Origin of the sequence: Micromonospora sp. NPDC052213, assembly GCF_040679695.1 — a bacterium.
Lineage (GTDB): Bacteria > Actinomycetota > Actinomycetes > Mycobacteriales > Micromonosporaceae > Micromonospora.
Genome location: NZ_JBFAVI010000120.1, coordinates 1 through 21625, shown reverse-complemented (window position 1 = coordinate 21625; position 21625 = coordinate 1). Strand labels below are relative to the sequence as shown.

25 protein-coding genes and 1 pseudogene are annotated in these 21625 nt (G+C 76.3%); 11 read left to right on the top strand and 15 right to left on the bottom strand.

Features of this window, described 5'->3' with window-relative positions; genetic code table 11:
* Nucleotides 1–107: 107 nt before the first annotated feature.
* Genes AB0L34_RS24170 through AB0L34_RS24160 form a run of 3 tightly spaced genes read right to left on the bottom strand, consistent with a single transcriptional unit; the run spans nt 108 to nt 3588 of the window.
* Nucleotides 108–2390, bottom strand: coding sequence for an ABC transporter permease (locus tag AB0L34_RS24170; RefSeq protein WP_363706780.1), 2283 nt, complete (start codon nt 2388–2390; stop codon nt 108–110).
* Nucleotides 2387–3067, bottom strand: a complete 681-nt coding sequence (locus tag AB0L34_RS24165) for an ABC transporter ATP-binding protein (protein WP_363706779.1) — start codon at nt 3065–3067, stop codon at nt 2387–2389. The genes AB0L34_RS24170 and AB0L34_RS24165 overlap by 4 nt, the downstream gene beginning before the upstream one ends.
* Nucleotides 3064–3588 carry a PadR family transcriptional regulator gene (locus tag AB0L34_RS24160; RefSeq protein WP_350707260.1) on the bottom strand — a complete coding sequence of 175 codons (525 nt, stop codon included), beginning with the start codon at nt 3586–3588 and terminating at the stop codon, nt 3064–3066. The genes AB0L34_RS24165 and AB0L34_RS24160 overlap by 4 nt, the downstream gene beginning before the upstream one ends.
* A gap of 78 nt (nt 3589–3666) precedes the next feature.
* Between AB0L34_RS24160 and AB0L34_RS24155 the strand changes: the two genes are divergently transcribed.
* Nucleotides 3667–4242, top strand: a complete 576-nt coding sequence (locus AB0L34_RS24155) for a GNAT family protein (RefSeq protein ID WP_357461700.1) — start codon at nt 3667–3669, stop codon at nt 4240–4242.
* Here the strand turns inward: AB0L34_RS24155 and AB0L34_RS24150 are convergent.
* Nucleotides 4213–4809 carry an ATP-dependent endonuclease gene (locus AB0L34_RS24150; protein ID WP_363706777.1) on the bottom strand — a complete coding sequence of 199 codons (597 nt, stop codon included), beginning with the start codon at nt 4807–4809 and terminating at the stop codon, nt 4213–4215. The genes AB0L34_RS24155 and AB0L34_RS24150 overlap by 30 nt on opposite strands.
* A gap of 155 nt (nt 4810–4964) precedes the next feature.
* Entirely contained in the window at nt 4965–5750 is a 786-nt protein-coding gene (locus AB0L34_RS24145) for an RNA ligase family protein (protein ID WP_363706775.1), read from the bottom strand.
* A gap of 165 nt (nt 5751–5915) precedes the next feature.
* On the opposite strand from AB0L34_RS24145, the gene AB0L34_RS24140 reads away from it, so the two are divergent.
* The gene (locus AB0L34_RS24140) at nt 5916–6341 is read left to right on the top strand and encodes a type II toxin-antitoxin system Phd/YefM family antitoxin (RefSeq protein ID WP_357461706.1); all 426 of its coding nucleotides are present in this window, start codon (nt 5916–5918) and stop codon (nt 6339–6341) included.
* Between the two features lie 68 nt (nt 6342–6409).
* Here the strand turns inward: AB0L34_RS24140 and AB0L34_RS24135 are convergent, their stop codons facing one another.
* From AB0L34_RS24135 to AB0L34_RS24120, 4 genes are read right to left on the bottom strand one after another with little or no spacing between them, the layout of a single operon-like run.
* Nucleotides 6410–7474, bottom strand: coding sequence for an ABC transporter ATP-binding protein (locus AB0L34_RS24135; RefSeq protein WP_363706773.1), 1065 nt, complete (start codon nt 7472–7474; stop codon nt 6410–6412).
* Complete coding sequence (locus AB0L34_RS24130; RefSeq protein ID WP_350707271.1) at nt 7471–8283, bottom strand: ABC transporter permease; 813 nt, start codon at nt 8281–8283, stop codon at nt 7471–7473. Before AB0L34_RS24130 ends, AB0L34_RS24135 begins: the two co-directional genes overlap by 4 nt.
* Nucleotides 8280–9083, bottom strand: a complete 804-nt coding sequence (gene modA, locus AB0L34_RS24125; RefSeq protein WP_363706771.1) for a molybdate ABC transporter substrate-binding protein — start codon at nt 9081–9083, stop codon at nt 8280–8282. The genes AB0L34_RS24130 and modA overlap by 4 nt, the downstream gene beginning before the upstream one ends.
* Entirely contained in the window at nt 9080–9505 is a 426-nt protein-coding gene (locus tag AB0L34_RS24120) for a TOBE domain-containing protein (protein ID WP_363706770.1), read from the bottom strand. The genes modA and AB0L34_RS24120 overlap by 4 nt, the downstream gene beginning before the upstream one ends.
* Nucleotides 9506–9887: 382 nt before the next feature.
* Between AB0L34_RS24120 and AB0L34_RS24115 the strand changes: the two genes are divergently transcribed.
* Entirely contained in the window at nt 9888–11045 is a 1158-nt protein-coding gene (locus AB0L34_RS24115; RefSeq protein ID WP_363706768.1) for a transporter substrate-binding domain-containing protein, read from the top strand.
* On the top strand, nt 10937–12043 hold the full coding sequence (locus AB0L34_RS24110; protein WP_363706766.1) for a hypothetical protein: 1107 nt from the start codon (nt 10937–10939) through the stop codon (nt 12041–12043). Before AB0L34_RS24115 ends, AB0L34_RS24110 begins: the two co-directional genes overlap by 109 nt.
* Before the next feature lie 95 nt (nt 12044–12138).
* Here the strand turns inward: AB0L34_RS24110 and AB0L34_RS24105 are convergent, their stop codons facing one another.
* From AB0L34_RS24105 to AB0L34_RS24095, 3 genes are all read right to left on the bottom strand, one after another.
* The gene (locus AB0L34_RS24105) at nt 12139–12531 is read right to left on the bottom strand and encodes an SCO5389 family protein (protein ID WP_357461714.1); all 393 of its coding nucleotides are present in this window, start codon (nt 12529–12531) and stop codon (nt 12139–12141) included.
* Between the two features lie 167 nt (nt 12532–12698).
* Nucleotides 12699–13193 (bottom strand): SsrA-binding protein SmpB, encoded by a 495-nt coding sequence (smpB, locus tag AB0L34_RS24100; protein WP_350707279.1) that lies wholly within the window; start codon nt 13191–13193, stop codon nt 12699–12701.
* A gap of 52 nt (nt 13194–13245) precedes the next feature.
* Nucleotides 13246–14139 carry a LysR substrate-binding domain-containing protein gene (locus tag AB0L34_RS24095; protein ID WP_363706764.1) on the bottom strand — a complete coding sequence of 298 codons (894 nt, stop codon included), beginning with the start codon at nt 14137–14139 and terminating at the stop codon, nt 13246–13248.
* Nucleotides 14140–14232: 93 nt separating this feature from the next.
* Here AB0L34_RS24095 and AB0L34_RS24090 point away from each other — a divergent pair, with 93 nt between their 5' ends.
* The 4 genes from AB0L34_RS24090 to AB0L34_RS24075 all read left to right on the top strand — a co-directional run bounded on the left by AB0L34_RS24090 (nt 14233) and on the right by AB0L34_RS24075 (nt 17489).
* The gene (locus tag AB0L34_RS24090; RefSeq protein ID WP_363706762.1) at nt 14233–15054 is read left to right on the top strand and encodes an NAD(P)-dependent oxidoreductase; all 822 of its coding nucleotides are present in this window, start codon (nt 14233–14235) and stop codon (nt 15052–15054) included.
* Nucleotides 15051–15473: a RidA family protein gene (locus tag AB0L34_RS24085; protein ID WP_363706760.1), complete on the top strand. Its 423-nt coding sequence runs from the start codon at nt 15051–15053 to the stop codon at nt 15471–15473. Before AB0L34_RS24090 ends, AB0L34_RS24085 begins: the two co-directional genes overlap by 4 nt.
* Nucleotides 15474–15708: 235 nt before the next feature.
* On the top strand, nt 15709–16758 hold the full coding sequence (locus AB0L34_RS24080; protein WP_363706758.1) for an aldo/keto reductase: 1050 nt from the start codon (nt 15709–15711) through the stop codon (nt 16756–16758).
* 191 nt (nt 16759–16949) lie between these two features.
* Entirely contained in the window at nt 16950–17489 is a 540-nt protein-coding gene (locus AB0L34_RS24075) for an RNA 2'-phosphotransferase (protein WP_363706756.1), read from the top strand.
* A gap of 128 nt (nt 17490–17617) precedes the next feature.
* Here the strand turns inward: AB0L34_RS24075 and AB0L34_RS24070 are convergent, their stop codons facing one another.
* The 3 genes from AB0L34_RS24070 to AB0L34_RS24060 all read right to left on the bottom strand — a co-directional run bounded on the left by AB0L34_RS24070 (nt 17618) and on the right by AB0L34_RS24060 (nt 19190).
* Entirely contained in the window at nt 17618–18130 is a 513-nt protein-coding gene (locus AB0L34_RS24070) for an NUDIX domain-containing protein (RefSeq protein WP_363706754.1), read from the bottom strand.
* A 69-nt stretch (nt 18131–18199) separates the two neighbouring features.
* Entirely contained in the window at nt 18200–18760 is a 561-nt protein-coding gene (locus tag AB0L34_RS24065) for an NADAR family protein (protein ID WP_363706752.1), read from the bottom strand.
* A gap of 58 nt (nt 18761–18818) precedes the next feature.
* Complete coding sequence (locus tag AB0L34_RS24060) at nt 18819–19190, bottom strand: metalloregulator ArsR/SmtB family transcription factor (protein WP_357461723.1); 372 nt, start codon at nt 19188–19190, stop codon at nt 18819–18821.
* Between the two features lie 272 nt (nt 19191–19462).
* Between AB0L34_RS24060 and AB0L34_RS24055 the strand changes: the two genes are divergently transcribed.
* The 3 genes and pseudogenes from AB0L34_RS24055 to AB0L34_RS24045 all read left to right on the top strand — a co-directional run.
* On the top strand, nt 19463–19969 hold the full coding sequence (locus AB0L34_RS24055; RefSeq protein WP_363706750.1) for a hypothetical protein: 507 nt from the start codon (nt 19463–19465) through the stop codon (nt 19967–19969).
* The gene (locus AB0L34_RS24050; RefSeq protein WP_363706748.1) at nt 19969–21375 is read left to right on the top strand and encodes a hypothetical protein; all 1407 of its coding nucleotides are present in this window, start codon (nt 19969–19971) and stop codon (nt 21373–21375) included. The genes AB0L34_RS24055 and AB0L34_RS24050 overlap by 1 nt, the downstream gene beginning before the upstream one ends.
* A pseudogene (locus AB0L34_RS24045) lies at nt 21372–21625 on the top strand (VWA containing CoxE family protein); the annotation flags it as partial. The gene AB0L34_RS24050 and the pseudogene AB0L34_RS24045, both read left to right, overlap by 4 nt.

The following is a 21625-nucleotide window of genomic DNA, read 5'->3' as shown; positions in this document are numbered from 1 at the left end:
GGCGGGCGCGGGGCCCCGGGCGGGGGCGTGAACGGGGCCGTGATGCACACCCGGGTCGACCGGGCTTCCGCCCGGTTCTGGGCGGGTCGGACCGCCGGCTCGCGGCCTCACTCGGTGCGGATGCCGTCCGGCCGGGTCAGCCGCCACAGCGCCGGCAGGCTGAGCCCGGTTACCAGCAGCACCACCGCCGCGCCCAGCCCGGTGGAGATGCCCAGCGCCGGCCAGGCGACCGTGACCGGCTCCCGCACCATGCGCAGCAGCACCGCGCCGAGACCCAGCCCGAAGACCACCGCCAGGACGAGCCCGATCACCACCGGCACGGCGGTCTGCCACAGCACCGACCAGCTCAGCGTGCCGCGCCGGGTGCCGACCGCGACCAGCATCGCCAGCAGCCGGCGGCGCTCCCGTAGCTGCTCCAGCACGCCGACCAGCATGCTGGCCCCGATCAGCAGCAGGGTGACCGCCGCGCCGACGTAGAGGCCGCGCCGGATGTTGACGAACTGGGTGGCCTGCGTGGTCTCGGTCAGGGTGAGCACCGAGGCGAACGGGTCGACGCCGGCGGCGACGTTGCGGACGTGCTCCAGCGCGTCCAGCCGGTCGGGCGCGAACCGCAGGTACGCGTCCGCGCGCAACGGGCCCAGCCGGGCGGCGTCGACCGCACCGGGGGTGGCCAGCACGCTGGTCTGCGCGTGGCCGGCGGGGCCGGGACGAATCGGCGCCTCCCGGGCGTCCCGGGGGATCTGCCAGGCCGACCCGTCGACGTCCGGCACCGTGACGGTGGCGCCCGGCCGGATCTCCGCCTGCGGCGCCGTGGCGTCGCGGACCAGGAAGACGTCGCCGTCGGCGCACCCGTCGAGCCGGGCGAACTCGGCCAGCGCGGCGCAGTCGCCGATCCGCAGGTCGACCAACGTGCCGCCCCCGGCGGCCCCGACGACGCTCCGCAGGGTGGCGTTGCTGGCGGTCACGCCGGGCGCGGCGGCCAGCCGGCCCAGCGCCGCGGCGGCGTCGGGGCGGGCGGGGAACTCCACCTGCGCCTGGGCCCGCGACGTGTCCTGCCCGGTGGCGACGGTGAACCGGTCGGAGACGCCGGCGAAGAGCATCTGCAGCCCGATGGTGCCCGCCACGGCGACCGCGATGCCGTTGACCAGGCGCGCCGAGGCGGCGCTGTCGAGCTGGATGCGCCGCACCGCGAGCTGCCACGGCACGGGACCGCCGCGCAGCCGGCGTACCAGCAGGTCCGTCAGCCAGGGCAGCAGGGTGACCACGCCGATCAGCAGCAGCACCGCGCCGGCCGCCGTCTGCTGCTCGGCGCCCAGCGGGGCGACACCGGCGGCGCCGGCCAGCAGCAGCCCGAGCCCGGCGGCCGGCAGCAGCAGCCGCCACGCCAGCCGGCGGCGCACCGGCGTCGCGCGCCGGGTCACCCCGAGCGGCTCGACGAGCACCGTGCGCATGGACACCAGGGTCACCACGACGGCGAGCGCCGGCACCGCCACCACCACGGCGGCGACCAGCGGCAGCGGCGGGCGCACGTCCGCGGCGTACACGCTGAGGTCCATCAGGGTGACCAGCGGCGCCACCTGGCGGCCGAGCGCGAAGAGCGCGCCGCCGACCGCGACGCCGAGCAGCGCGGCGCTCGCGGCCTCCCCGGCGGCGATCCGCCGGACCATCGCGGCGTCCGCGCCCACCAGCCGCAGCGCGGCCAGCCGCCGGTCGCGGCGTTCGCTGCCGAACCGCACCGCCGCGCCGAGGAAGACGGCGATGGGCAGCAGCAGGACGACGAAGATGACGACCACCAGCACCATCAGCACCGGGGCGAAGCCCTCGCCGGGCAGCCCGCCGCCGAACGCGTCCAGCCGGGTCGCGCCGTCGTCCGCGCTCAGCCGGTCGCTGCCCAGGTAGAAGGCCAGTTCCTGGGGGCCGGCCAGGCCCTCGTCGCCGATGGTCCCGGTGACCCGGGCCCCGCCCAGCCGGGGTGCGAACAGTGCGCCGTCGGCGGAGTCGAGCAGGTCGCGCAGCGCGGGGGAGACCACGACCTCGCCCGCGCGGGGCAGCGTCGCCACGCCCGGCGGCGTCGGTGCGGCCGGCCCCTCGGCCTGCAGCATCCGGCCCCGCACGGGCCGCTCCCGGAACGCGGTGTCGACCTGCCGGAGCAGCAGCGTGTTCGCGGCGGCCGGGATCTGCCCGCCCATCCGCAGGTCGTCGCGGGCGTCGCCGCGCGCCTCGCGGGCGTCCAGCGCGCCGGGCACCGAGGCGGCGAGCAGCAGCATGGCCACCCCGACCCCCACGCCGACCGCCGTCAGCACCGCGCGCAGCCAGCCGTCGCGGCCGCCGGTCAGCACCATGCGGGCGCCCATGGCCAGGTCGGCCGCGCCGTGGCGCAGCCGCGTCACGCCACGACCTCCAGGTCGCGGGTGCGGCCGTCGCGCACCACCACCTCCCGGTCGGAGTACGCGGCGACCCGCGCCTCGTGCGTCACCAGCACCACCGCCGCGCCGGTCTCCCGGGCGGCGGCGGTGAGCAGCCGCATCACCCGCTCGCCGTTGAGCGAGTCCAGCGCGCCGGTCGGCTCGTCGGCGAAGACCACCCGGGGGCGGGTGACCAGCGCCCGGGCGACCGCCACCCGCTGCCCCTGCCCGCCCGAGACCTCGCCGGGCCGCTTGCCGGCCACCTCGGCGACCTCCAGGCGGTCCAGCCACTCGGTGGCCCGGCGCTCCGCCTCGCGGCGGCCGACCCGGTCCAGCCGCAGCGGCAGCGCCACGTTCTCCAGGCAGGTCAGTTCCGGCACGAGCTGGCCGAACTGGAAGACGAAGCCGAACGACTCCCGGCGCAGCGCGCTGCGCTCGGCGTCGGTGAGGGTCGCGAGGTCACGGCCGGCGAAGAGCACCTGGCCGGAGTCGGGCCGGACGATGCCGGCGAGGCAGTGCAGCAGGGTGGACTTGCCGGAGCCCGAGGAGCCCATCACGGCGAGCACCTCGCCCTCGTGGACGCGCAGGCTGGCGCCGGCGAGCGCCCGGGTGGGGCCGAACGAGCGGTGCAGGTCCTCGGCGACCAGCAGCGGCGCGGTCACGACCGGACCGCCGCGGCGAGGTCGTCGAGACGGGCGGCGGTCAGCTCCAGCCAGCGCAGGTCGGCCTCCAGGTGGAACAGAGCATGGTCGCAGATCAACTGCTCGGCGAGGTCGCCGTCGCGCTTGCGGCGGGTCAGCTCGCGCATCATCCGCAGATGCTCGCCGCGCTGCACGTCGAGCAGGTCGGCGGCGGAGCGGCCGGTCAGCAGGGCCAGCACCACCTTGGTGTAGAGGATGCTCTGCAGGTACGGCTCGGGCTTCTCCGCCCGGGCCAGCCACTGCCCGACATCGGTGACGCCGGCTTCGGTGATCGCGTACCGCTTGCGCTCCGGGCCCTCGCCGGGCTCGACCGCCTCCACCTCCACCAGCCCGCTGCGCAGCAGGCGGGAGAGGGTGGCGTAGACCTGCCCGTACGCGAGCGGGCGGGCGTGGCCGAAGCGCTCGTCGTAGAGGCGTTTGATGTCGTAGCCGTGGCGGGGGGTGGCCTCCAGCAGGCCGAGGAAGGTCTGTCCGATCGACATGGCGGGGACTATACACACCATGTATACGTGGTGTGTATACCGGTAGGGTGTGGCGGTATCCGTCGCATGGGAGGTCATGTGTTCGCCCTGTCCCTGACCGAGGACGTCGAGATGCGTCCCCTCGAGCCCTGGCGGGCCGAGGAGTTCCTCGCCCACCTGGACCGGGCCCGCGAGCACATCGCGCCCTGGGTGTCGCCGGCGTTCGTGGCCACCGACCTCGACTCCGCCCGGGCCGTGCTCCAGCGTCACGCCGACCGGTGGGCGCGCGGCGCGGGCGGCATCTGGGGCCTCTGGCGGCAGGGCACCCTGGTCGGCGGGGTCCTGTTCGTCTCGCTCGACACGGCGACGGGCGTCTGCGAGGCGGGCTGCTGGCTGGAGCCCGCCGCCGAGGGCCACGGGCTGGTCAGCCGGGCGGTGGAGCGGATCGTCGACTGGGCCGTCGAGGAGCGGGGCATCCACCGGGTCGAGTGGCGCACCAACGCCCGCAACGCCCGCAGCATCGCCACCGCCAAGCGGCTGGGCATGCGCCACGACGGGACGCTGCGCGAGGTCTACCCCGGCCCGGACGGGCGGATCGACCTTCAGGTGTGGTCGGTGCTGGCGCCCGAGTGGCGGGCCCGCCGGTCAGACGTGGGCGAGCACCGCGTCGAGTGAACGGGGCACCCGGTCCGGCTCCAGCGCGCGCACCAGCAGCCTGGCGTACGCGCTCTTGCGGCCGGACCGGGTGCCGAGGAACCGGCGCAGCTGCGCCTCGACGGCGCGCCCCTGCTGGGCCGGCTGCCGCTGGAACAGCTGGAACGTGCGCAGCTCACCCTCGGCGGCGATGACCTCCCGCACCCCGGCCACGCCGACCGCGCGGATCAGCTCGTCCTCCAGGTCGGCCACGCAGGCGTGGAACCCCAGGGCCGCCAGGTCGGACCGGGACAGGCCCGCGCCGAGGCCGCACCGTTCCAGCCCCCGCCGGAAGAAGCCCTCCTCGGCGTCGTCGTAGAGGCCCGCCAGCCGCAGCCGGCGCCCGGACGGGCCGAACAGGTCGAGGAAGTGGCCGATGTTCGTCGCGCCACCCATCGACACCACCCGTACGCCGTCGGCGTCGAGGTCCCTGCCCCGCCTGGCGGCGAGCGTCTCCAGCGCGACCCGGTCGCTCCTGCCCTCGACGAGCACCACGGCCCGCACGTCGATCCCGGTCGTCAGCTCGTGGACGCTCCGCACGGTCGCCACCCCGTCTCCTGGTACGTCGCCCGCCGGGTCGCACGGTCCGGCGTGCGCCCACCCGGGTCAGTCAGGGGATCGTGGCCCGGCGTGCCCGGCGATGCAAGCGAGTTGCGGCGGGACCGGGTCGGCGGCGCGTACGGGGACGCGCCGCCGAGCCGGGGTCAGCGCCGACCCTCGCGGCGCCTCAGCGTGCGCTCGTAGTCCTGGAACCGCGCCTTCGCGATGACCGAGCGGTCCGCCGCGCGGAGCACCAGCCCCTCGGACCGGCCGGCCGGCCCGTCCAGGGCCACCGTGGTCCGCGGCAGGTGGTCGACGAGGAACGTGTGGGTCTTGTCGATCTCGCGGGGCAGGTCCCCGGCGGCGACGGTGGCGAGGCGGGGCACGGTCGCCAGGCCCAGCGCGTCGGCCCGCGCGACGAGGTCGGCCTCGCCGAGGAAGCGCTGGCCGCCGCCGTCGCGCCAGGCCGAGATCCGCTGGGCCGGCCAGGAGAGCATCGGCGCGGGGTCCTCCAGCACCGCCACGTCGAACAGCCGGTGCCCGACCTGCCGGCTGGCCGTGTAGTGCCGGGAGGCGGCGGTGACCTTGCCGCCGTACACCTCGAGGTAGAAGACGGTGACCCGGTCGTCGGCCGCCGCGCCGGTCAGCCGCTCGGCCACGTCGCGCAGCGCGTCGACGATGCCGAGCGCCGGGTTGCCGATCAGGTCGCCCCGCGCGTACAGCAGCTCCTCCCGGCTGCCGATCAGGTACGCGCCGTCGGGCAGCACGACGATCCGGGCGTTCGTCCCGTCGATCTTCTCGGTGAGGGTGACCGGCCCGGTGAACTCGACGCACTCCGCCAGCAGCCCGCCGTCGCGGGGGTCGAGGGCGTGGTACGTCGGGATCGACGGGTACTTGGTCAGCGAGTTGATCGCCCGCAGGTCGACCGTACGGACGTCGAGGCTGGACACGGCTTCCTCCTGGGTGGCGGCTCCGCCGCACCGGGCTGCGGCGCGGCGCTGGGCGAGCAGCGTATCCGCCCGCGACGGGGCGCCTCGTGGCAGTTTCCGGCCCGCCGTGTCCACCCTGGACCGTCGACGGGCGGAAATGTCGTACCCGGCGGCGACCATCCATCCATGGCTGTCCCCGCTCTCACCCCGCACACCGACCAGCCGCGTTCGGTGCCGCTGCGCGAGGCGCGCACCCGGTTCACCCAACTCGTCGCGCTGGCCGAGCTGACCGACGCCGTCACCGTCGTCACCCGCGACGGCGATCCCCGACCGGTCGCGGCGATCGTGCCGGCCGCCGCCGCCCGCACGGCCGCCCAGGCCCGCGCCGACGCGGACCGCCTCGCCGCCGTGACCGCCGGTTGGGCCCGCCGGCTCGACGAGGCGCACCGGCGCAGCAGCCGGCGGCACTCCGCCGAGCTGCGCGCGGTCACCGCCGCCCTCGCCGAGGCGTGGGCCGAGCTCGACCGCCGCGTCCGGCCGGGCAGCGACCCCGACCTCGCCCGGCTGCGCGCCGCCCACGCGGACCTGCTGGCCGCCGACCTCGCGCCCTGACGGCGGCGACCCCGTGCCCTGACGGCGGCGATCCCGTGCCCTGATGGCGCCGCGACACGTCGGCGGCGTCAGACGGCGGGATAGGCGTGGGTCTCCGCCGCCTTGACGGCGGCCCAGACCGGCTGCCCCGGAGCCAGCCGGAGTTGGGCGGCGGCGGCCGGGGTGACGTCCGCCGCCACCTCGACCGGCCCGTCGAGCCGCACCCGCAGGTTGTCTCCGTGCCGCTGCACCCCGACCACCGTCGCCGCCCAGGTGTTGCGCGGGCTGCCTTCCGGCCGGGACGGGTGCAGGGCCACCGCCGACGGCCGGAACGCGACGAACGCGTCCCCGTCGAGCCGGTCGGCGACGGTGAGGGTCAGCCCGTCGGCGACCCGGACGCGGTGCCCGTCGGCGCGGCCCCGGTGCAGGTTCAGCCCGACCAGCCGGGCCACGTAGTCGGTGCGGGGCCGCGCGGTGACCGTCGCGGCGTCCCCCTCCTGCACCACCCGCCCCTCCTCGACGATCACCAGCCGGTCGGCCAGCACCAGCGCGTCCAGCGGATCGTGGGTCACCAGCAGCGTGGCCCCCGGGTGCGCGGCGAGGTGCCGGTGCAGCTCGGCCCGGGTGTCCAGTTTGGTGCGCGCGTCGAGCGCGGCGAGCGGCTCGTCCAGCAGCAGCAGCGCCGGCGCGACGGCGAGCGCACGGGCCAGCGCCACCCGCTGCGCCTGCCCGCCCGAGAGCTGCCGGGGCCGGCGGTGGGCGTGCTCGGCCAGGCCGACCCGGTCCAGCCAGGTGCGGGCGGTCTCCCGGGCGGCGCGCCGGTCGGCGCCGTGCCGCCGCGGCCCGAACGCCACGTTGTCCAGGGCCGTGAGATGCGGGAAGAGCAGGTAGTCCTGGAACACCACGCCGACCGGTCGGCGCTCCGTCGGCGTCCAGGCGCGCCGCGCCGGCCGGTCCAGGTCGACGCCGTCGAGGGTGAGGTGGCCGGCGGTCAGCGGGAGCAGGCCCGCGAGGGCCCGCAGCGCGGTGGTCTTGCCCGCGCCGTTGGGGCCGAGCAGCGCGACGACCTCGCCGGCGGCGACCCGCAGGGGCACGTCGAGGCGGAATCCGCCCCGGTCCACGACGAGGTGGGCGTCGAGCAGGGGCGCGCTCACGGGCTGGTGATCCAGCGGTCGCGCAGCCCGGCCAGGATGGCCACCGAGACGGTGAGCAGGACGAGGCTGAGCACCACGGCGGCCTGCACGTCCGTCTCCAGCGCCAGGTAGACCGCCAGCGGCATGGTCTGCGTCCGGCCGGGATAGTTGCCCGCGAAGGTGATGGTGGCGCCGAACTCGCCGAGCGCCCGGGCCCAGCACAGCACCGCCCCGGCCGCCAGGCCGGGGGCCACCAGGGGCAGGGTGACGTGGGTGAACGTCGTCCACCGGCCGGCGCCGAGGGTCGCCGCCGCCTCCTCGTACCGACGGTCCGCGCCGCGCAGCGCGCCCTCGACGGCGATGACGAGGAACGGCATCGCGACGAACGCCTCGGCCAGTACGACGCCGGCGGTGGTGAACGGCAGGGTGATCCCGAAGGTCGCGTCGAGCCAGCCGCCGAGCAGGCCCCGCCGGCCGAAGACCAGCAGCAGCGCCACCCCGCCGACCACGGGGGGCAGCACCAGCGGCACGGTGACGAGGGCGCGTACCAGGCGGCGGCCGGGGAACTCGACGCGGGCCAGCAGCCACGCCAGCGGCACCCCGAGCAGCAGGCAGAGCAGGGTGGCGAGGGTGGCGGTCAGCAGGGACAGCCGCAGCGCGGTGAGCACGCCAGGCTCGGTGAGCCGCTGCGGCAGGGTGGCCCACGGCGTACGGGCCAGCAGCCCGACCAGCGGCAGGACGAGGAACGCCAGGCCGAGTACGGCCGGCAGCAGCAGCGCGACCGGCACCCCGGCGCCCCGCCGTCGCCGCACGCCGTCGGTACGCCTCACGGCGCCTGGAAGCCGGCCTCGGTGAGCACCGTCCGCCCCCGCTCCGAGCGGACGTACGCGACGAAGGCCCGCCCGCCGTCCCGGTTGGGTGCGTCCCGCAGCGCCACGATCGGGTAGTCGTTGACGGCGCGGGCGGACTCGGGGAACTCGACGGCGGTCACGTCGGCCGCGGCGGCCAGCGCGTCCGTGCGGTAGACGAGGGCCGCGTCGACCTCGCCGAGGCGCACCTTCGACAGCGCGCCCCGGACGTCCTGCTCGAGGGTGACCGGGGTGAGGCTGACCGGGGCGGCGTCGAGCGCCGTGCGCGCCGCCGCGCCGCAGGGCACCTGCTCGGCGCAGAGCGCGACGGTCAGCCCGGGGCGGGTCAGGTCGGCCAACCCGGTCACGCCGCGCGGGTTGCCCTTCGGCACGGCGACGACGAGCTGGTTGCGGGCGAAGACGGCGGGGTCGCCGTCGGCGTTGCCGGCCTCGGTGACCGTGGCCATGTTCCGCGTCGCCGCCGCGGCGAACACGTCGGCCGGCGCGCCCTGGTTGATCTGGGCGGCCAGCGCCGAGCTGCCGGCGAAGTTGAAGACCACGGTGGTGCCCGGGTGGGCCGCCTCGAAGTCCCGGCCGAGCCGGGTGAAGGACTCGGTCAGCGAGGCCGCGGCGAACACCGTCACCGTGCCGCCGGCGCCCGTGCCGTCGGCCGAGCCCCCGCCGCCGCAGCCCGCCAGGCCCGCGAGGGCGAGCACCGCCGCCACCGTACGCAGCCAGCGCCGGCCCGGGCGTCCGGGCCGTGGCCGGGGCGTCGCCGTCATGACGTCTGCCTCCCTCTGCTGCTGGCCGGGGTGGTGGCCCGTTCCACCACCACCGTGGTCGACTTGATCACCGCGACGGCCAGCGAGCCGACCCGCAGGTCCAGCTCGTCGACGGCCTCCCGGCTCATCAGCGAGACGATCCGGAACGGCCCGGCCTGGATGTCGACCTGCGCCATGACGGTGTCCTTGACGACGTTGACCACGATGCCGCGCAGCCGGTTGCGGGCCGACGAGGAGTCCGACCGCTCGTCGGGGTCGGCCGCCTGCCCGCGCGCGAACGCGGCGAGGTCGACCCCGTCGATCACCCGGTGCCCGTGCTCGTCGCGGCCGGCGGCGAGCCGGCCGGCGTCCACCCACCGGCGCACGGTGTCGGCGCTGACCCCGAGCAACTCGGCCGCCTCGCCGATGCGGAACGTCGTCACCGGCCCATCCTAGCCATCCGGCAGATGCGATGGTTTGGCCCCCGTCCCCCTGGCGATTGCCGCCTCCTGGGCGGCTGGCCCTGGCGTTCGCGGGCGGCGGCACGCATCGTGCGGTCGGTACGCGGGGAGGCGGCATGCGTCGGGGGTGGACGCCGCCAGGAGGCGGGCGACGTCGACGCACGGCGGGGTCGGCCGGCGGCACGGGCGCCGCCGGCGGGCCGGCGGGACGGGCCGTCACCGCAGGGCGGGTCGGAAAACGGGTGCGTGGCCGGGGGCCGGCCGGCGGCGCGGGCGTGATTCGGCCGGGGTGGCGACACGGGCCGTGCCGGTCGCTTTCCGTACTGTCGCGGCGGTGCGGCATGGACCACAATGGAGGGCTCGCGTGGGCGGCGACCGGGAGGCCGAGTTGGGTCAGGACAAGGAGACCGGCGGCGACTCGCCGGGGCTGTCGGCCGCGGCGACGGCGTCCGGTGGCGTGTCGCGGTCCCGGCAGGTGCGCCTGGCGGCGCTGCTGCTCCTGCTGGCGGTGGTCGCGGTCGCCGCGGTGCGGGTGATCGTCGCCAGCGGCCCGCCCACCTGGGACGAGCTGCGCGAGCGGGCCGGGCTGACCAACCGCGACAGGCTGCTCATCGGGGTGAAGGACGACCAGCCCGGGGTGGCGCAGAAACTGGAGAACGGCGCGTTCGAGGGCTTCGACATCGACATCGCCTACATGATCGCCGAGGACCTGGGCTTCGACGCGCCGGAGGTGACGCTGCTGCCGATCGAGAGCGAGGACCGGGCCCGGCGGCAGGCCCGCGACACCGACGGCAGCTTCGTCACGGTCGACCTGGTCATCGCCTCCTACAGCATCACGGAGGAGCGCCGGGACCAGGGCGTCGTCTTCTCCTTCCCCTATCTGGAGACAGAGCAGTCGGTGCTGACGCGGGCGTCCGACCGCCGGCAGGTCGCCAGCCTGCGGGACCTCGACAAGGCGAAGGTCTGCACGCTGGGGACGTCCACGTCGGAGCAGCGCCTGCGCGAGGCGGGCGCGAACCCGATCGGTCGCAACCGGATCAGCCAGTGCGTCCAGGCGCTCTACGACGGCGAGGTCGACGCCGTCACCACCGACGCGGCGATCCTGGCCGGCTTCGTGGGCCCGCGTCCGCCCGGCGAGCTGCCGCCGGCGACGAAGCTGCTGCGGCGTACGGAGCTGCGGCACTGGGACATCGGCGCGGACGCGGCGGAGAAGTGGGGGGTGAACACGGGGCCCAACCCGGCGATGCGGGACCTCGTCAACCTCTCCCTCTACCAGTCCGCGAAGGGCCCGGACGGCGACCGGTGGAAGGCGGCGTTCGACCGCTATCTGGCCTCGGAGCAGCAGTACAGCAACCCGCAGCAGGTGGCGGTCGGCCGGCAGCCGGAGCCCGAGGAGAAGGTGGAGGTGCGGCAGTGGCCGTGGGAGAGATGGGCGCTGCCGTCTCCGAGCCGGCCGCCGTCGGGCGTCCGGACCGCCGCCCGGGCACGAAGCAGGCGGAACAGGCGCAGCAGTGGCTGCTGACGCTGCTGCCCGCGTTCCCGGTGCTGCTGCTCGTGCTGCGGCTGTGGCGGCTCAGCCGGCAGGACATGCCGACGATGCTGCTGCTGGTGCAGTACGTCAGCCCGCTCGGGCTGCTCAGCGCCCTGCTGATCGCGCTGGTGTGGGCGTTCCCGCTCGTCGTGCTGGTGCTGGCCGCCCTCGGCCGGCTGCTCCAGGTCAGCGCGCCTGACCGGTTCGACCCCGAACGCTCGCTGCTCGCCTACGGCACCGTGCGTACCCCCGGCTGGGTCCTGGTGGCGGCGATCGCGCTGGCGGCCCTCACCTGGCAGTTGCGGTTCCTGCCGCTGCTGCTGATGCTCGCCCTCTCGCTGCTGGCGCTGCGGACCCGGCTGCGCCACCCGGACCGGCCCCGCCGGCTCCTGGTCACCGGCCTGGTGCTGCCCGTCGTCGCGGGGGCCGCGAGCTACGCCTGCCTGGCGCCGGCCGTCGTGGCCGCCGGCCGGCACGGGGAGCTGGCCACGGCCCTACTGCTGGTCGTGCCGCCGCTGGGGGCGGCGGTGCTCACCGGCCCGGTGCCGCGCCCGGTCGCCCCGGCGCTGACCCGCACCCTGGCGTACGCGGTGGCGGCGGTGGTGCCGCTGGTGATGGGGGTGGTCTTTCTCCGGGTCCCGCTGCTGCCCGCCGTCGCCGTGGAGGTCGGCGCCGAGTCGGGCCCGGCCCGGGAGGTGGTACGCGGCCAGGCGGTCACCGTCACCGACCGGATGACGATCGTGCTCGACGGGCGGGGCGAGGTGCGCTTCCTGCCCAACGACCTGGTACGCGGCCAGCGGCTCTGCCCCGACCCCGGGCGGATCCCGGTCAGCCGGGTCGACGTGTACGGCTGGCACGTGGAGGAGACGGCGCTGGACTGGATGATCCCCCGGCAGCCGGTGGGCCGGCCGGACCCGCGCTGCCTCGGCCGCCTGCCGGCCCCCGGTCCCGCCGCCCCGCCCGCGCCGCCCTCCCCGGGGCCCCGCTGACGCAGTCGACCGACGTGGGCCGCGCGTCCGTGGCCGGTCCGTCGCGCGGCGGGCGGAACGGCGTCCCGTCCCGCCCGCGGCCGCGACCGGGCGGGTCAGCAGTTGCGCAGCTCGGGGGACTGGTTGAGCAGCTGGCCCCGGGCGGAGACGAACCGCCGGTACGCGTCGGAGTCGACGGCCGCCGGGCGGAACGCGGCGACCCGGTGGCAGTTCTGGAACGCGAGCTTCACCTGGAAGTGCCGCTCCAGGCCAGCCCGGATGGCGTCGCTGGCGAGCGCCCGCAGCAGTTGGCCGCGCTCGGCGTCGGTGGGCGGCGGGATCACGTTGTCGGCGTGGTCCGTGCCGGTGGACTCCAGTTCGGCGACCACCCGGCTGACGGTCTGCCAGGCGTACGGCAGCGAGTCGCGGACGCAGGCGATGAATTCGGTGTCGTCGACGGGACCGCGTTCGGCGGCGTCGAGCAGGGCGGGGGAGACGGTGAGAGACATGCTTCTCCTCGGGCTCAGTGATAATGACTACGATTGCCATTACCGACTTGCGTCGAGCAGACCACGGGCGGTGACGCCCCGTCAAGCACCGACGGGCGCGCCGTGGCGACGCAGCGTGACGCGACGCCACGGCAGGCGGTGAACCAGGAAAGAGGTGGTGGCGGCGGTCAGCCCCGCCGGGCGGTGCGGCCCTTGAGGCGGCGGCCCAGCTCGCGGGCGATCTCCCGGTCGGCGTCCCGCGCGGCCAGCGCCTGCCGCTTGTCGTACGACTTCCGGCCCTTGGCCAGGGCGAGTTCGACCTTCGCCCAGCCGCCCGCGAAGTACATCGACAGCGGCACCAGGGTCAGCCCGCCCTCGCGGGTCTTCTCCAGGATCCGGGCGATCTCCACCCGGCGCAGCAGCAGCTTGCGGGTCCGTCGGGGCGCGTGGTTGGTCCAGCTGCCGAAGCCGTACTCGGCGATGTGCAGGCCGTGCAGCATGAGCTCGCCGTCGTGTTCCTGGGCGAACGCGTCGACCAGCGACGCCCGACCCTCGCGCAGCGACTTGACCTCCGTGCCGGCCAGCACGATGCCCGCCTCGTAGGTCTTCAGGATCGTGTAGTCGTGCCGCGCCTTCTTGTTCGAGGCGATCAGCGTGCGCTCGGTCTGCCGGCCCGCGTTCACCCGGTGGAGGATATCCGCCCGGCGCCCCGGGCGACGGGCCTGGTGTCCCGTCTCAGAGCCGGCGGGCCTCCCCGGCCAGGCCGGCGAGCAGGCGGGCGACCGCGGGCGGATGGTGCCGCCCGGCGGCGGTGGCCGCGTACACCCGGCGGGCCGGCGCGTCGTCGGCGTGCAGGCGCAGCAGGGCCAGGTCGGCCGGGGCGGCCCGGACCGCCAACGCCGGCACCAGCGCGACCCCGAGACCGGCCGCCACGCAGCCCAGCTTGCCGGTCCAGTCGGCGGCGACGATGTCCACCCGGGGCCGGAAGCCGGGCGGCATGGTGGCGCGCATCAACGGGTCCTCGCCGCCGGGCGAACCGGCGACGAACGAGTCGTCGGCCAGCTCCGCCAGGCGCACCGTGCGGCGCCGGGCCAGCCGGTGCTGCCGGGCGACCGCGACCAGCAGGCGCTCGTCGAGCAGGTGGTGCAGGTCGAAGCGCCCGGGGTCCAGCGGGCGGTCGGGCGGCGCGCTCACCACGGCGACGTCGGCGTCGCCGGCGAGCAGCCGCTCCAGCAGGTCCGGCGTCCGCCCCTCCACCACCGACAGGGCCACCCGCGGGTGCGCCTCCCGGAATCCGGCCAGCGCGCGCGGCACGAGGGCCGCCATCGCGGTCGGGAACGCGCCCACCCGCAGCCGTCCGCCACCCAGCCCGCGCAGCGCGTCGAGGTCCCGGTGGGCGGTGGCCAGCCGCTCCAGCACCGCGTCGGCGTGCGGCAGCAGGCACCGTCCCGGCTCGGTCAGCGCGACGCCGCGCGGAAGGCGGTCGAACAGCACCATCCCGAGTTCGGCCTCCAGCGCGGCGACCTGCCGGGAGACCGCCGACTGCGTGTAGCGCAGCTCGCGGGCGGCGGCCGTGATCGAGCCGTGCCGGGCCACCGTCCGGAACACCTCCAGGGCCAGCGGTTGCATCCCGCGAGCGTACGCGACCCATGCGCTATCCGCATGACGGCCATCGGAAAGATTCGTTGGTCGCATGGCAGCGCGCTGTCTACGGTTTCCCGCATGACGAAGATCGCCGTACTCGGCACCGGGCGGATGGGGGCGTCGATCGCCCTGCGCCTGCTCGACGCCGGCCACCAGGTGACGGTGTGGAACCGCACCGCCGCCCGCGCCGCCCCGCTCGGGCAGGCCGGCGCGGACGTGGCCCGGACTCCGGCCCAGGCCGCCCGCGACGCCGAGGTCGCCATCACGACGCTCACCGACGCCGCCGCCGCCGAGGCGGTGCTGTTCGGGCCGGACGGGGCCGCCCCGGCCCTGCCACCGGGCGCCTGCCTCGTCGAGATGTCCACCATCGGCCCGGCCGCCGTCCACGCTCTGGCGGCGCGGCTGCCCGCCACCGTCGACCTCGTCGACGCCCCGGTGGGCGGGAGCGTGGCCGCCGCCCGCGCCGGCCGGCTGCGGGTGCTCGCCGGCGGCACCGACGCCGCCGTCGCCCGGGTCGCCCCCGTCCTGTCGGCGCTCGGCGCCGTACGCCACTGCGGCGGCACCGGCAGCGGGGCCGCGCTGAAGCTCGTGCTCAACACGGCGCTGCTCGTGGCCCTCGGCGGGCTGGCCGACACCCTCGCGGTCGCCCGCGCCGTCGGCGTCGACCCGGCCGCCGCCCTCGACGCGCTGGCCGGCGGTCCGCTCGGTGGCGTGCTCGGGCGGGCCGCCGCCCGCGACGCCGACTTCCCGGTCGCCCTCGCCGGCAAGGACCTCGACCTGGCCCGCGCCGCGCTCGGCGCCACCGCGGCCCCGCTGGTCCGGGCGACCCGCACCGTGCTCGACGCCGCCCCCGACCCGACCACCGACATCGCCACCCTCGTCAGCCTGGAGCGCTCGTGAACCTCACCCTCGACAACCCGCCGGCCGTCGCCGCGCCGTTCGGCGACCGGTTCGCCCACGTGGCCCGCCTCGACCTGCCCGGCGGCGCCCTGCTGGTGCTCGCCGGCCAGGTCGCCGTCGACGACGCCGGCCACCTGGTCGGGCCGGGCGACATCGTTGCGCAGTCCGAACGGATCTTCGAGATCGTCGGCGGCGTGCTGTCGGCCCACGGCGCGGGACTGGCGGACGTGCTGCACATCCGGACGTTCATGACCGACCTCGGTGACCTGCCCGGGTACGCCTCGGTCCGGCGCCGGCTCTTCACCGCCACGCCCCCGCCCGCCAGCACGACGGTGGAGGTGAACCGCCTCTTCCTGCCCGGCGCGCTGATCGAGGTGGAGATCACGGCCGCCGTCACCGGCACGGGCGCCGCGGCCTGATCCGTGCCGGCCCGGTCACATCCGGCGGTGGCCGGGCCGGCATGCGTGGTCGCGGGCACCTGGGCCGACCGTAGGGGCGGGGCGTCGCCGGCCCGACCGTCGGCGGCGAGGCGCACCGGAGACCGACCGACGGCCCGGGTGGCTCCGGTGTTGACTTCCAGCGCACTCGAATTCCTAACGTGGCCCGGACGCCCGGCGGACCCACGCCGGGCGTGGCGACACGAGGAGCACGAGCATGCGTTACCGCGTCCTGGGCGGCACCGGCATCGAGGTGAGCGTCCACGCCCTCGGCACGATGATGTTCGGCGCGGTCGGCAACCCCGACCACGACGACTGCGTCCGGATCATCCACGCCGCCCTCGACCGCGGCGTCAACCTGGTCGACACCGCCGACATGTACTCGGCCGGCGAGAGCGAACGCATCGTCGGCCGGGCGCTGCGGGGCCGCCGGGACGACGTCGTGCTCGCCACCAAGGTGCACTTCCCGATGGGGGAGGGGCGCAACCGGGGCGGCAACTCCCGACGCTGGATCCTGCGGGCCGTCGAGGACAGCCTCCGCCGGCTCGACACCGACTGGATCGACCTCTACCAGGTGCACCGCCCCGACCACACCACCGACATCGAGGAGACCCTCGGCGTCCTGAGCGACCTCGTCCGGGCCGGCACGATCCGGGCGTTCGGCTGCTCCACCTTCCCGGCCGAGGAGATCGTCGAGGCGCAGCACGTCGCCGAGCGGCGCGGCCTCGGCCGGTTCCGCACCGAGCAGCCGCCGTACTCGATCCTGGCCCGGGGAATCGAGGCCGACGTGCTCCCGGTCTGCCAGCGGTACGGCATGGGGGTGCTCGTCTGGAGCCCGCTCGCCTCGGGCTTCCTGTCCGGCCGCTACCGCCACGGCCGTCCCGTCGACCTGGCCGCCGGGCGACCCGCGCTCACCCCGGCCCGGTTCGACCCGTCGATCCCCGGCAACGCCGCCAAGTACCAGGCGGTCGAGCGGCTGGTCGACCTGGCCGGGGAGGTCGGCTGCTCGCTGCCGGAGCTGGCCGTGGCGTTCACCGTGGCCCACCCCGCGGTCACCTCGACGATCCTCGGGCCGCGGACGATGGAGCAGCTCGACGGCCTGCTCGCCGGCGCCGCGCTGACCCTCGACGACGCCGCGCTCGACCGGATCGACGAGATCGTCCCACCCGGCACCGACCTGTACGCCCCGGACGGCGTCTGGCGCCCGCCGGCGCTCACCGACCCGGCCCGCCGTCGCCGCCCGACCGCCGACCGGCCCGCCGCCTGACCGCCGGCCCGGCTGGGCGGTCGGCTGACCGGGGCGTGCGGCAGACCGACTGCCTCGACCGGTGGGATGCGGCGGCCTGACGGCGCCGACCGGTGGCGTGCGGCGGCCCGACGGACTCGACCGGTGGCGTGCGGCGGCCTGCCCGCCTGATCGCCTGGCGCGGATCATGCTCCGGGAGGCAGACTTCGGGGGTGGATCATCGGGCGATGGTGGGGCTGAGCAAGCGGATGTCCCTGGCGTTGCGGCACCAGCCCGCCCGGTTCGGCCTCGTGCCCGACGGGGCCGGCTGGGTACCGGTCGACGACCTGCTCACCGCGCTGCGGGTCCACCGCGTCGACCTCGACGCCGTCGTCGCCGGCAACGACAAGCAGCGTTTCGCCGTCGAACGCGGCCCCGACGGTGTCGAGCGGATCCGGGCCAACCAGGGGCACTCCATCCCGGTCGACCTGGGGCTCACGCCGTGCCCACCGCCGGCGCGGCTCTACCACGGCACCAGCAGCGTCGCCCTCGACTCCATCCGCGCGACCGGTCTGCACCGGGGCGGCCGGCACCACGTCCACCTGTCACCGGATGTGGCGACCGCCCGGCAGGTGGGCGCCCGCCGGCGGGGAGACGTGGTGATCCTGACGGTGGACGCGGCGGGGATGGCCCGCGACGGGCACGCCTTCTACCGCAGCGCCAACGGGGTCTGGCTCACCGACGCGGTGCCCGCCCGCTACCTCGCGGTCTGACCGGCGGCCACGCCCGAGCCCGACCGAACCGGCGCCGGACGATACGGGCCGGGTCAGGCCGCGCGTCGTGCCGGCCCGGGTCAGGCAACGCGGTGCCGGTCGGGTAGGCCGCGCGGTGCCGGCCCGGGTCAGGCCGCCCGCCGCGCGAGGAAGTCGGCGAGCACCCGGGTGTGGGTGGAGAAGGCCAACTCCGTCGGCTCGGTGAGCACCAGCCACTCGGTGGCCTCCTCGGTGGGCGCCGAGGGCGGCAGCGCCTCGGCCCGCTGCTCGGGCAGCTCCCCGAAGACCATCATGGTGCCGCCGGCCGGGGCGCTGTGCACCGCGAAGATGCGGGCGTCGGCGGCGTCGGCGCGCAGGCCGGTCTCCTCCCACAGCTCCCGGACCAGGGCCTCCTGCCACTCCTCGCCGTACTCGATGAAGCCGCCCGGCAGCGCGAGCAGGCCACGCGCCGGCTCGATGTCCCGGCGGACGACGACCACGCCGAGGCCCGCGTCCGTGCGGACCGGCAGCACCGCCACCGCGACGGGCAGCGGGTTGCGCCAGACGGTCTCACCGCAGGCCGCGCAGACCCGCGGCCACCCGGCCGCCGCCGGGTAGGCCACGCCGCAGAAGGAGCAGTGGGAGTACGCGGCGGCCGTCATGCCGAAGCACGTTACCCGCCCCGCTCCGGAGCCGCCCCGCTCCGGAGCCGCCCGGCAGCGGTCCCGCGGTCACGAACCGCCCGCGCGGAGGGCGTCGCGGGCGTCCATCAGGGCGAAGCCGAGCAGGTTCGCGCCCTGCCATGCCTGCGGATCCTCCGCGCGCGGATCGTCGGCGGCCAGCCCGATGCCCCAGACGCGGTCCACCGGGCTGGCCTCCACGAGCACCCGCTCGCCGGTGGCCAGCAGGAACGCCCGCAGGTCGTCGTGCTGGCCGAACTTGGCGACGCTGCCCGCCACCACGATGTCGTAGCGCCGGGCCGCCCAGGTCGCCTCGTCGAAACCGCGCACGCGGCGGCCGAGCGACTTGACGCGGTGCGGGTGCCTGGCCGCCAGGACCTGGGCGGCGACGTCCGCGTCGCCGAACAGCATCGCCTTGTGCCACATCATCCAGTGCTCGGCGGTGGCATACGTCCGGCCGCCGTCGCGGAACGGGGCCGGCCACCACTGGCTCAGGCAGCCCGGCCCGACGCCGCCGTCGCGGCGCGGCCGGTGGCCCCAGAAGTGCAGGTAGCGGACCCTCTCGCCGGCCTGCGTGGCGGCGACGAGGGTGGCGACGGATCGCGGCGACATGCCGGAGAGTCTGCCCGACGGCTCCGACAGGACGCCGCACGTTTCTCCGGCGGCGGCCTCAGCGGTCGCCGTCGTCGTCGGGCGCGTCGCCGGGCCGCCCGCGTAGCCGCCGTTCGCGCATGCCCCGGGCGAGCTCGGTCGCGAGGGCCTGCAGGGGCGGCGTCCAGAACCGACGGAAGTGGTCGAGCCACTGGTCGACCTCCCGCAGGGGCCGGGGGTCGACGGCGTAGAGCCGTCGGGTCCCCTCCGCGCGCACGGTGGCGAAGCCGTTGTCCCGCAACACCTTGAGGTGCTGCGAGACGGCGGGCTGGGAGATCCCGAACTCGCGCCGGATCACGTCGCACAGCCCACCGGCGGTCATCTCACCGTCGGTGAGCAGTTCGAGGATGCGGCGCCGCACCGGGTCGCCGAGCACATCGAAGGCGTGCACCGGTCATTTATATCAACTTCAACTTAATTAGGCGAGACCTGATGAACGTGGGTCGGTGTCGGAGACACGACGCAGGTCGTACGCCCGTGCCGCCCTGACCGCGACCAACCGCGACACCCCGCGCCGGCGGTCGTCGCCCCTGACATCGCCGGCCCCCGGCGACGATGTCGCACCCGTGGTCCATGATCCTCGTCGTGACGGCGAAGCCGGGTCCATCCGGCGTCGGCGTGGTCACGGCGGCGCCGCGCGGCGGCGGACGGGAGGTTCGGACAGTGGCGGACGCGGAACTGGCCGCGTGGAGACGGCGCAGCACCGTGCGGGTGGTGCCGCCCGCACGGCCCCGCAAGCTGGCCAAGGTGCCCTTCGTGGAGCTGGCCGACGGGCGGTTGCAGGGCGTGGTGTCGAGCGGGTCGGACGTCGAGCGGGTCTACGTGTCCTCGATCGCGGCCGGCACCCACGCCTACCACTGCAGCACCAACAACAACCGCCCCTGCGGCGGGCTGCGCGGTGTCCTGTGCAAGCACCTGCACGCCCTCGTGGACGAGGCCGTCCTCCAGTACGGCGTCGACCGGGTCGCCCGCTACCTGCGGGTCGAGGTCGGCGACGGGGCGAGCAGCGGCGGGGACCTGATCGCCGCCCTGGACGCGCGGCACGAGCCGACCCCCGCCGCGGTCGTGTTCAGCCGCTTCCTGCGCCACCTGTCCTATCTGGAACTCCCCGGCAGCACGGCGCCCCTGCCCGAGCTGCACTGGTTCCCGGCCACCGGGGCGGGCCGCTGATGCTCGGCACGCAGCTCGCCGTCCTGCGCGACGGCGCACCGACCGGTCTGACCGACGCCCTCGACCTCGTCGCGGGTCTCGACGGCGCCCTGGTCCGCGGGTTCGCCCGGGTCAACGAGGAGGACGCGGCGGCGCTGGCCGCGCTGGCCGGAGCGCTCGCCCCCACCCCGCTCGGCGACCTGGTGGCCGAGGCGGTCGGCAAGGTGACCGCCGGTTCGGTGACCGAGGACCATCTCGTCGCCCTCGCCGGTGCCCGGTGCGCGCTGCTCGGCGCGGCCCACGACGCGCTGCTCGGGCAGCTCGACACCGCCCTGGGCCGGGCGCACGCCCCCTGGGCGCCGGGCCCGCCCGGGCCCGCGGCGGACGCGCCGCCGCCGCTCGCCGGCGTCCGCGCGTGGCTGCACGAGCTGGCGCTCGCGGGGTGGGGCGGCGTCGACCACGAGCTCGTCGCCGCGGCCGCGACGCCGATCGAGGCCGCGCTCGCCGAGCCGGGCCTGCGGCGGCTGGCGGTGCTGCTCGACGGCCTGGCCGCCGAGCTGCGGGCCTGCGCGCCGGTCGCCACGATGGCGCATCCGCCGGTCCGGCGTTGGGCCGACCTGTGGGCGCGGGGCCTGCTGCTCGCCCAGGACGCGGCGGCCGTGACCGCCCCGCCGGCCGTCGAGGAGGTGTCCGGGCGGCTCCTCGTGCTCGGTGTCGACGTGCACGAGCACGACACCGCCGTGCAGGCCCAGGTGCACGGGATCCTCGAACCGGCCGACGGCGGAGCGCCCCGCCTGGTCCGCGCCGCCGTCGGGGCGGTCAAGGTGGAGACGATCGTCGGGCCGGCGCTGTGGCGCCTGCTGGACGCCCACCCCGTGCTGTTGGCCGCGCTGGCCGAACGGCGGGGCCTGACGGTCAGCGGCCTTCCGCTGCGCGGCGCGGATCTGCTCTGGCAAGACGACCGGGCGCGACTCGGCGAGGCAGCCGACCCGTTCGCCACCGCGCGGGTCCTGCTGCCGGCGGCGGTCGCGGCGGCGCCGGCGCCGCTGGACCGGCACCCGGTCGGGATCGCCGAGCCCGTCCTGCTGGAGGGCTACACCGTGCGCGACGACGACGGCGCGCTCACCGTCGAACTCGACGGTCACCCGCTCGCCGTCGCGGTCGACCGGCTGCCCTCCTGCGGCCCGCTCACGCCCGCCCTGATCGCGGCCTCGTCGGCGTGCCTCGGCCTGGTCCGGTGGGACGACGGCCGGTGGCTGCTCCAGCCGCTGGCGGTGCAGGCCACCGTCAAGCGCAAGCCGGTCGGCGCGCACACCGGCGACTGGGCGTGCGGAGTCACCGACCCGAAGGCCGCCAAGGCCGACGCCAAGGCGGGCGACGCCGTGGCGGTGCTGCGCGAGCGCGCGGGACGGTTGCTGCGCCGATGACCGACTCCCTCGCCCCCGCGGACCACGCCGACGCCAACCGGCGCCAGGTGCTCTACTGGCGCCTGCTCGCCCGGCTCTTCGACCCCGACGAGCAGCCCGCCCTGGAGTCGGCCAGCATGGCGGTCGTCGACGACCTCGGCCTGCCGGCCGCCCTGCTGGACCCGGCGGTGTCGGTGGACACCGTCGTCCAGCGCTTCCCGGCCCTCGCCGCCGAGCTGCGCGGCCTGCTCCAACCGGGGCAGGACGCGGG

Coding starts and splice junctions, on each gene's coding strand:
- AB0L34_RS24160 (WP_350707260.1), bottom strand. CDS start 3,588: ATGTCGATCGGACAGACCTTCCTCGGCCTGCTGGAGGCCACCCCCCGC.
- AB0L34_RS24140 (WP_357461706.1), top strand. CDS start 5,916: ATGGCTGTCCCCGCTCTCACCCCGCACACCGACCAGCCGCGTTCGGTG.
- modA (WP_363706771.1), bottom strand. CDS start 9,083: ATGACGGCGACGCCCCGGCCACGGCCCGGACGCCCGGGCCGGCGCTGG.
- AB0L34_RS24105 (WP_357461714.1), bottom strand. CDS start 12,531: ATGTCTCTCACCGTCTCCCCCGCCCTGCTCGACGCCGCCGAACGCGGT.
- AB0L34_RS24095 (WP_363706764.1), bottom strand. CDS start 14,139: ATGCAACCGCTGGCCCTGGAGGTGTTCCGGACGGTGGCCCGGCACGGC.
- AB0L34_RS24090 (WP_363706762.1), top strand. CDS start 14,233: ATGACGAAGATCGCCGTACTCGGCACCGGGCGGATGGGGGCGTCGATC.
- AB0L34_RS24080 (WP_363706758.1), top strand. CDS start 15,709: ATGCGTTACCGCGTCCTGGGCGGCACCGGCATCGAGGTGAGCGTCCAC.
- AB0L34_RS24070 (WP_363706754.1), bottom strand. CDS start 18,130: ATGACGGCCGCCGCGTACTCCCACTGCTCCTTCTGCGGCGTGGCCTAC.
- AB0L34_RS24065 (WP_363706752.1), bottom strand. CDS start 18,760: ATGTCGCCGCGATCCGTCGCCACCCTCGTCGCCGCCACGCAGGCCGGC.
- AB0L34_RS24050 (WP_363706748.1), top strand. CDS start 19,969: ATGCTCGGCACGCAGCTCGCCGTCCTGCGCGACGGCGCACCGACCGGT.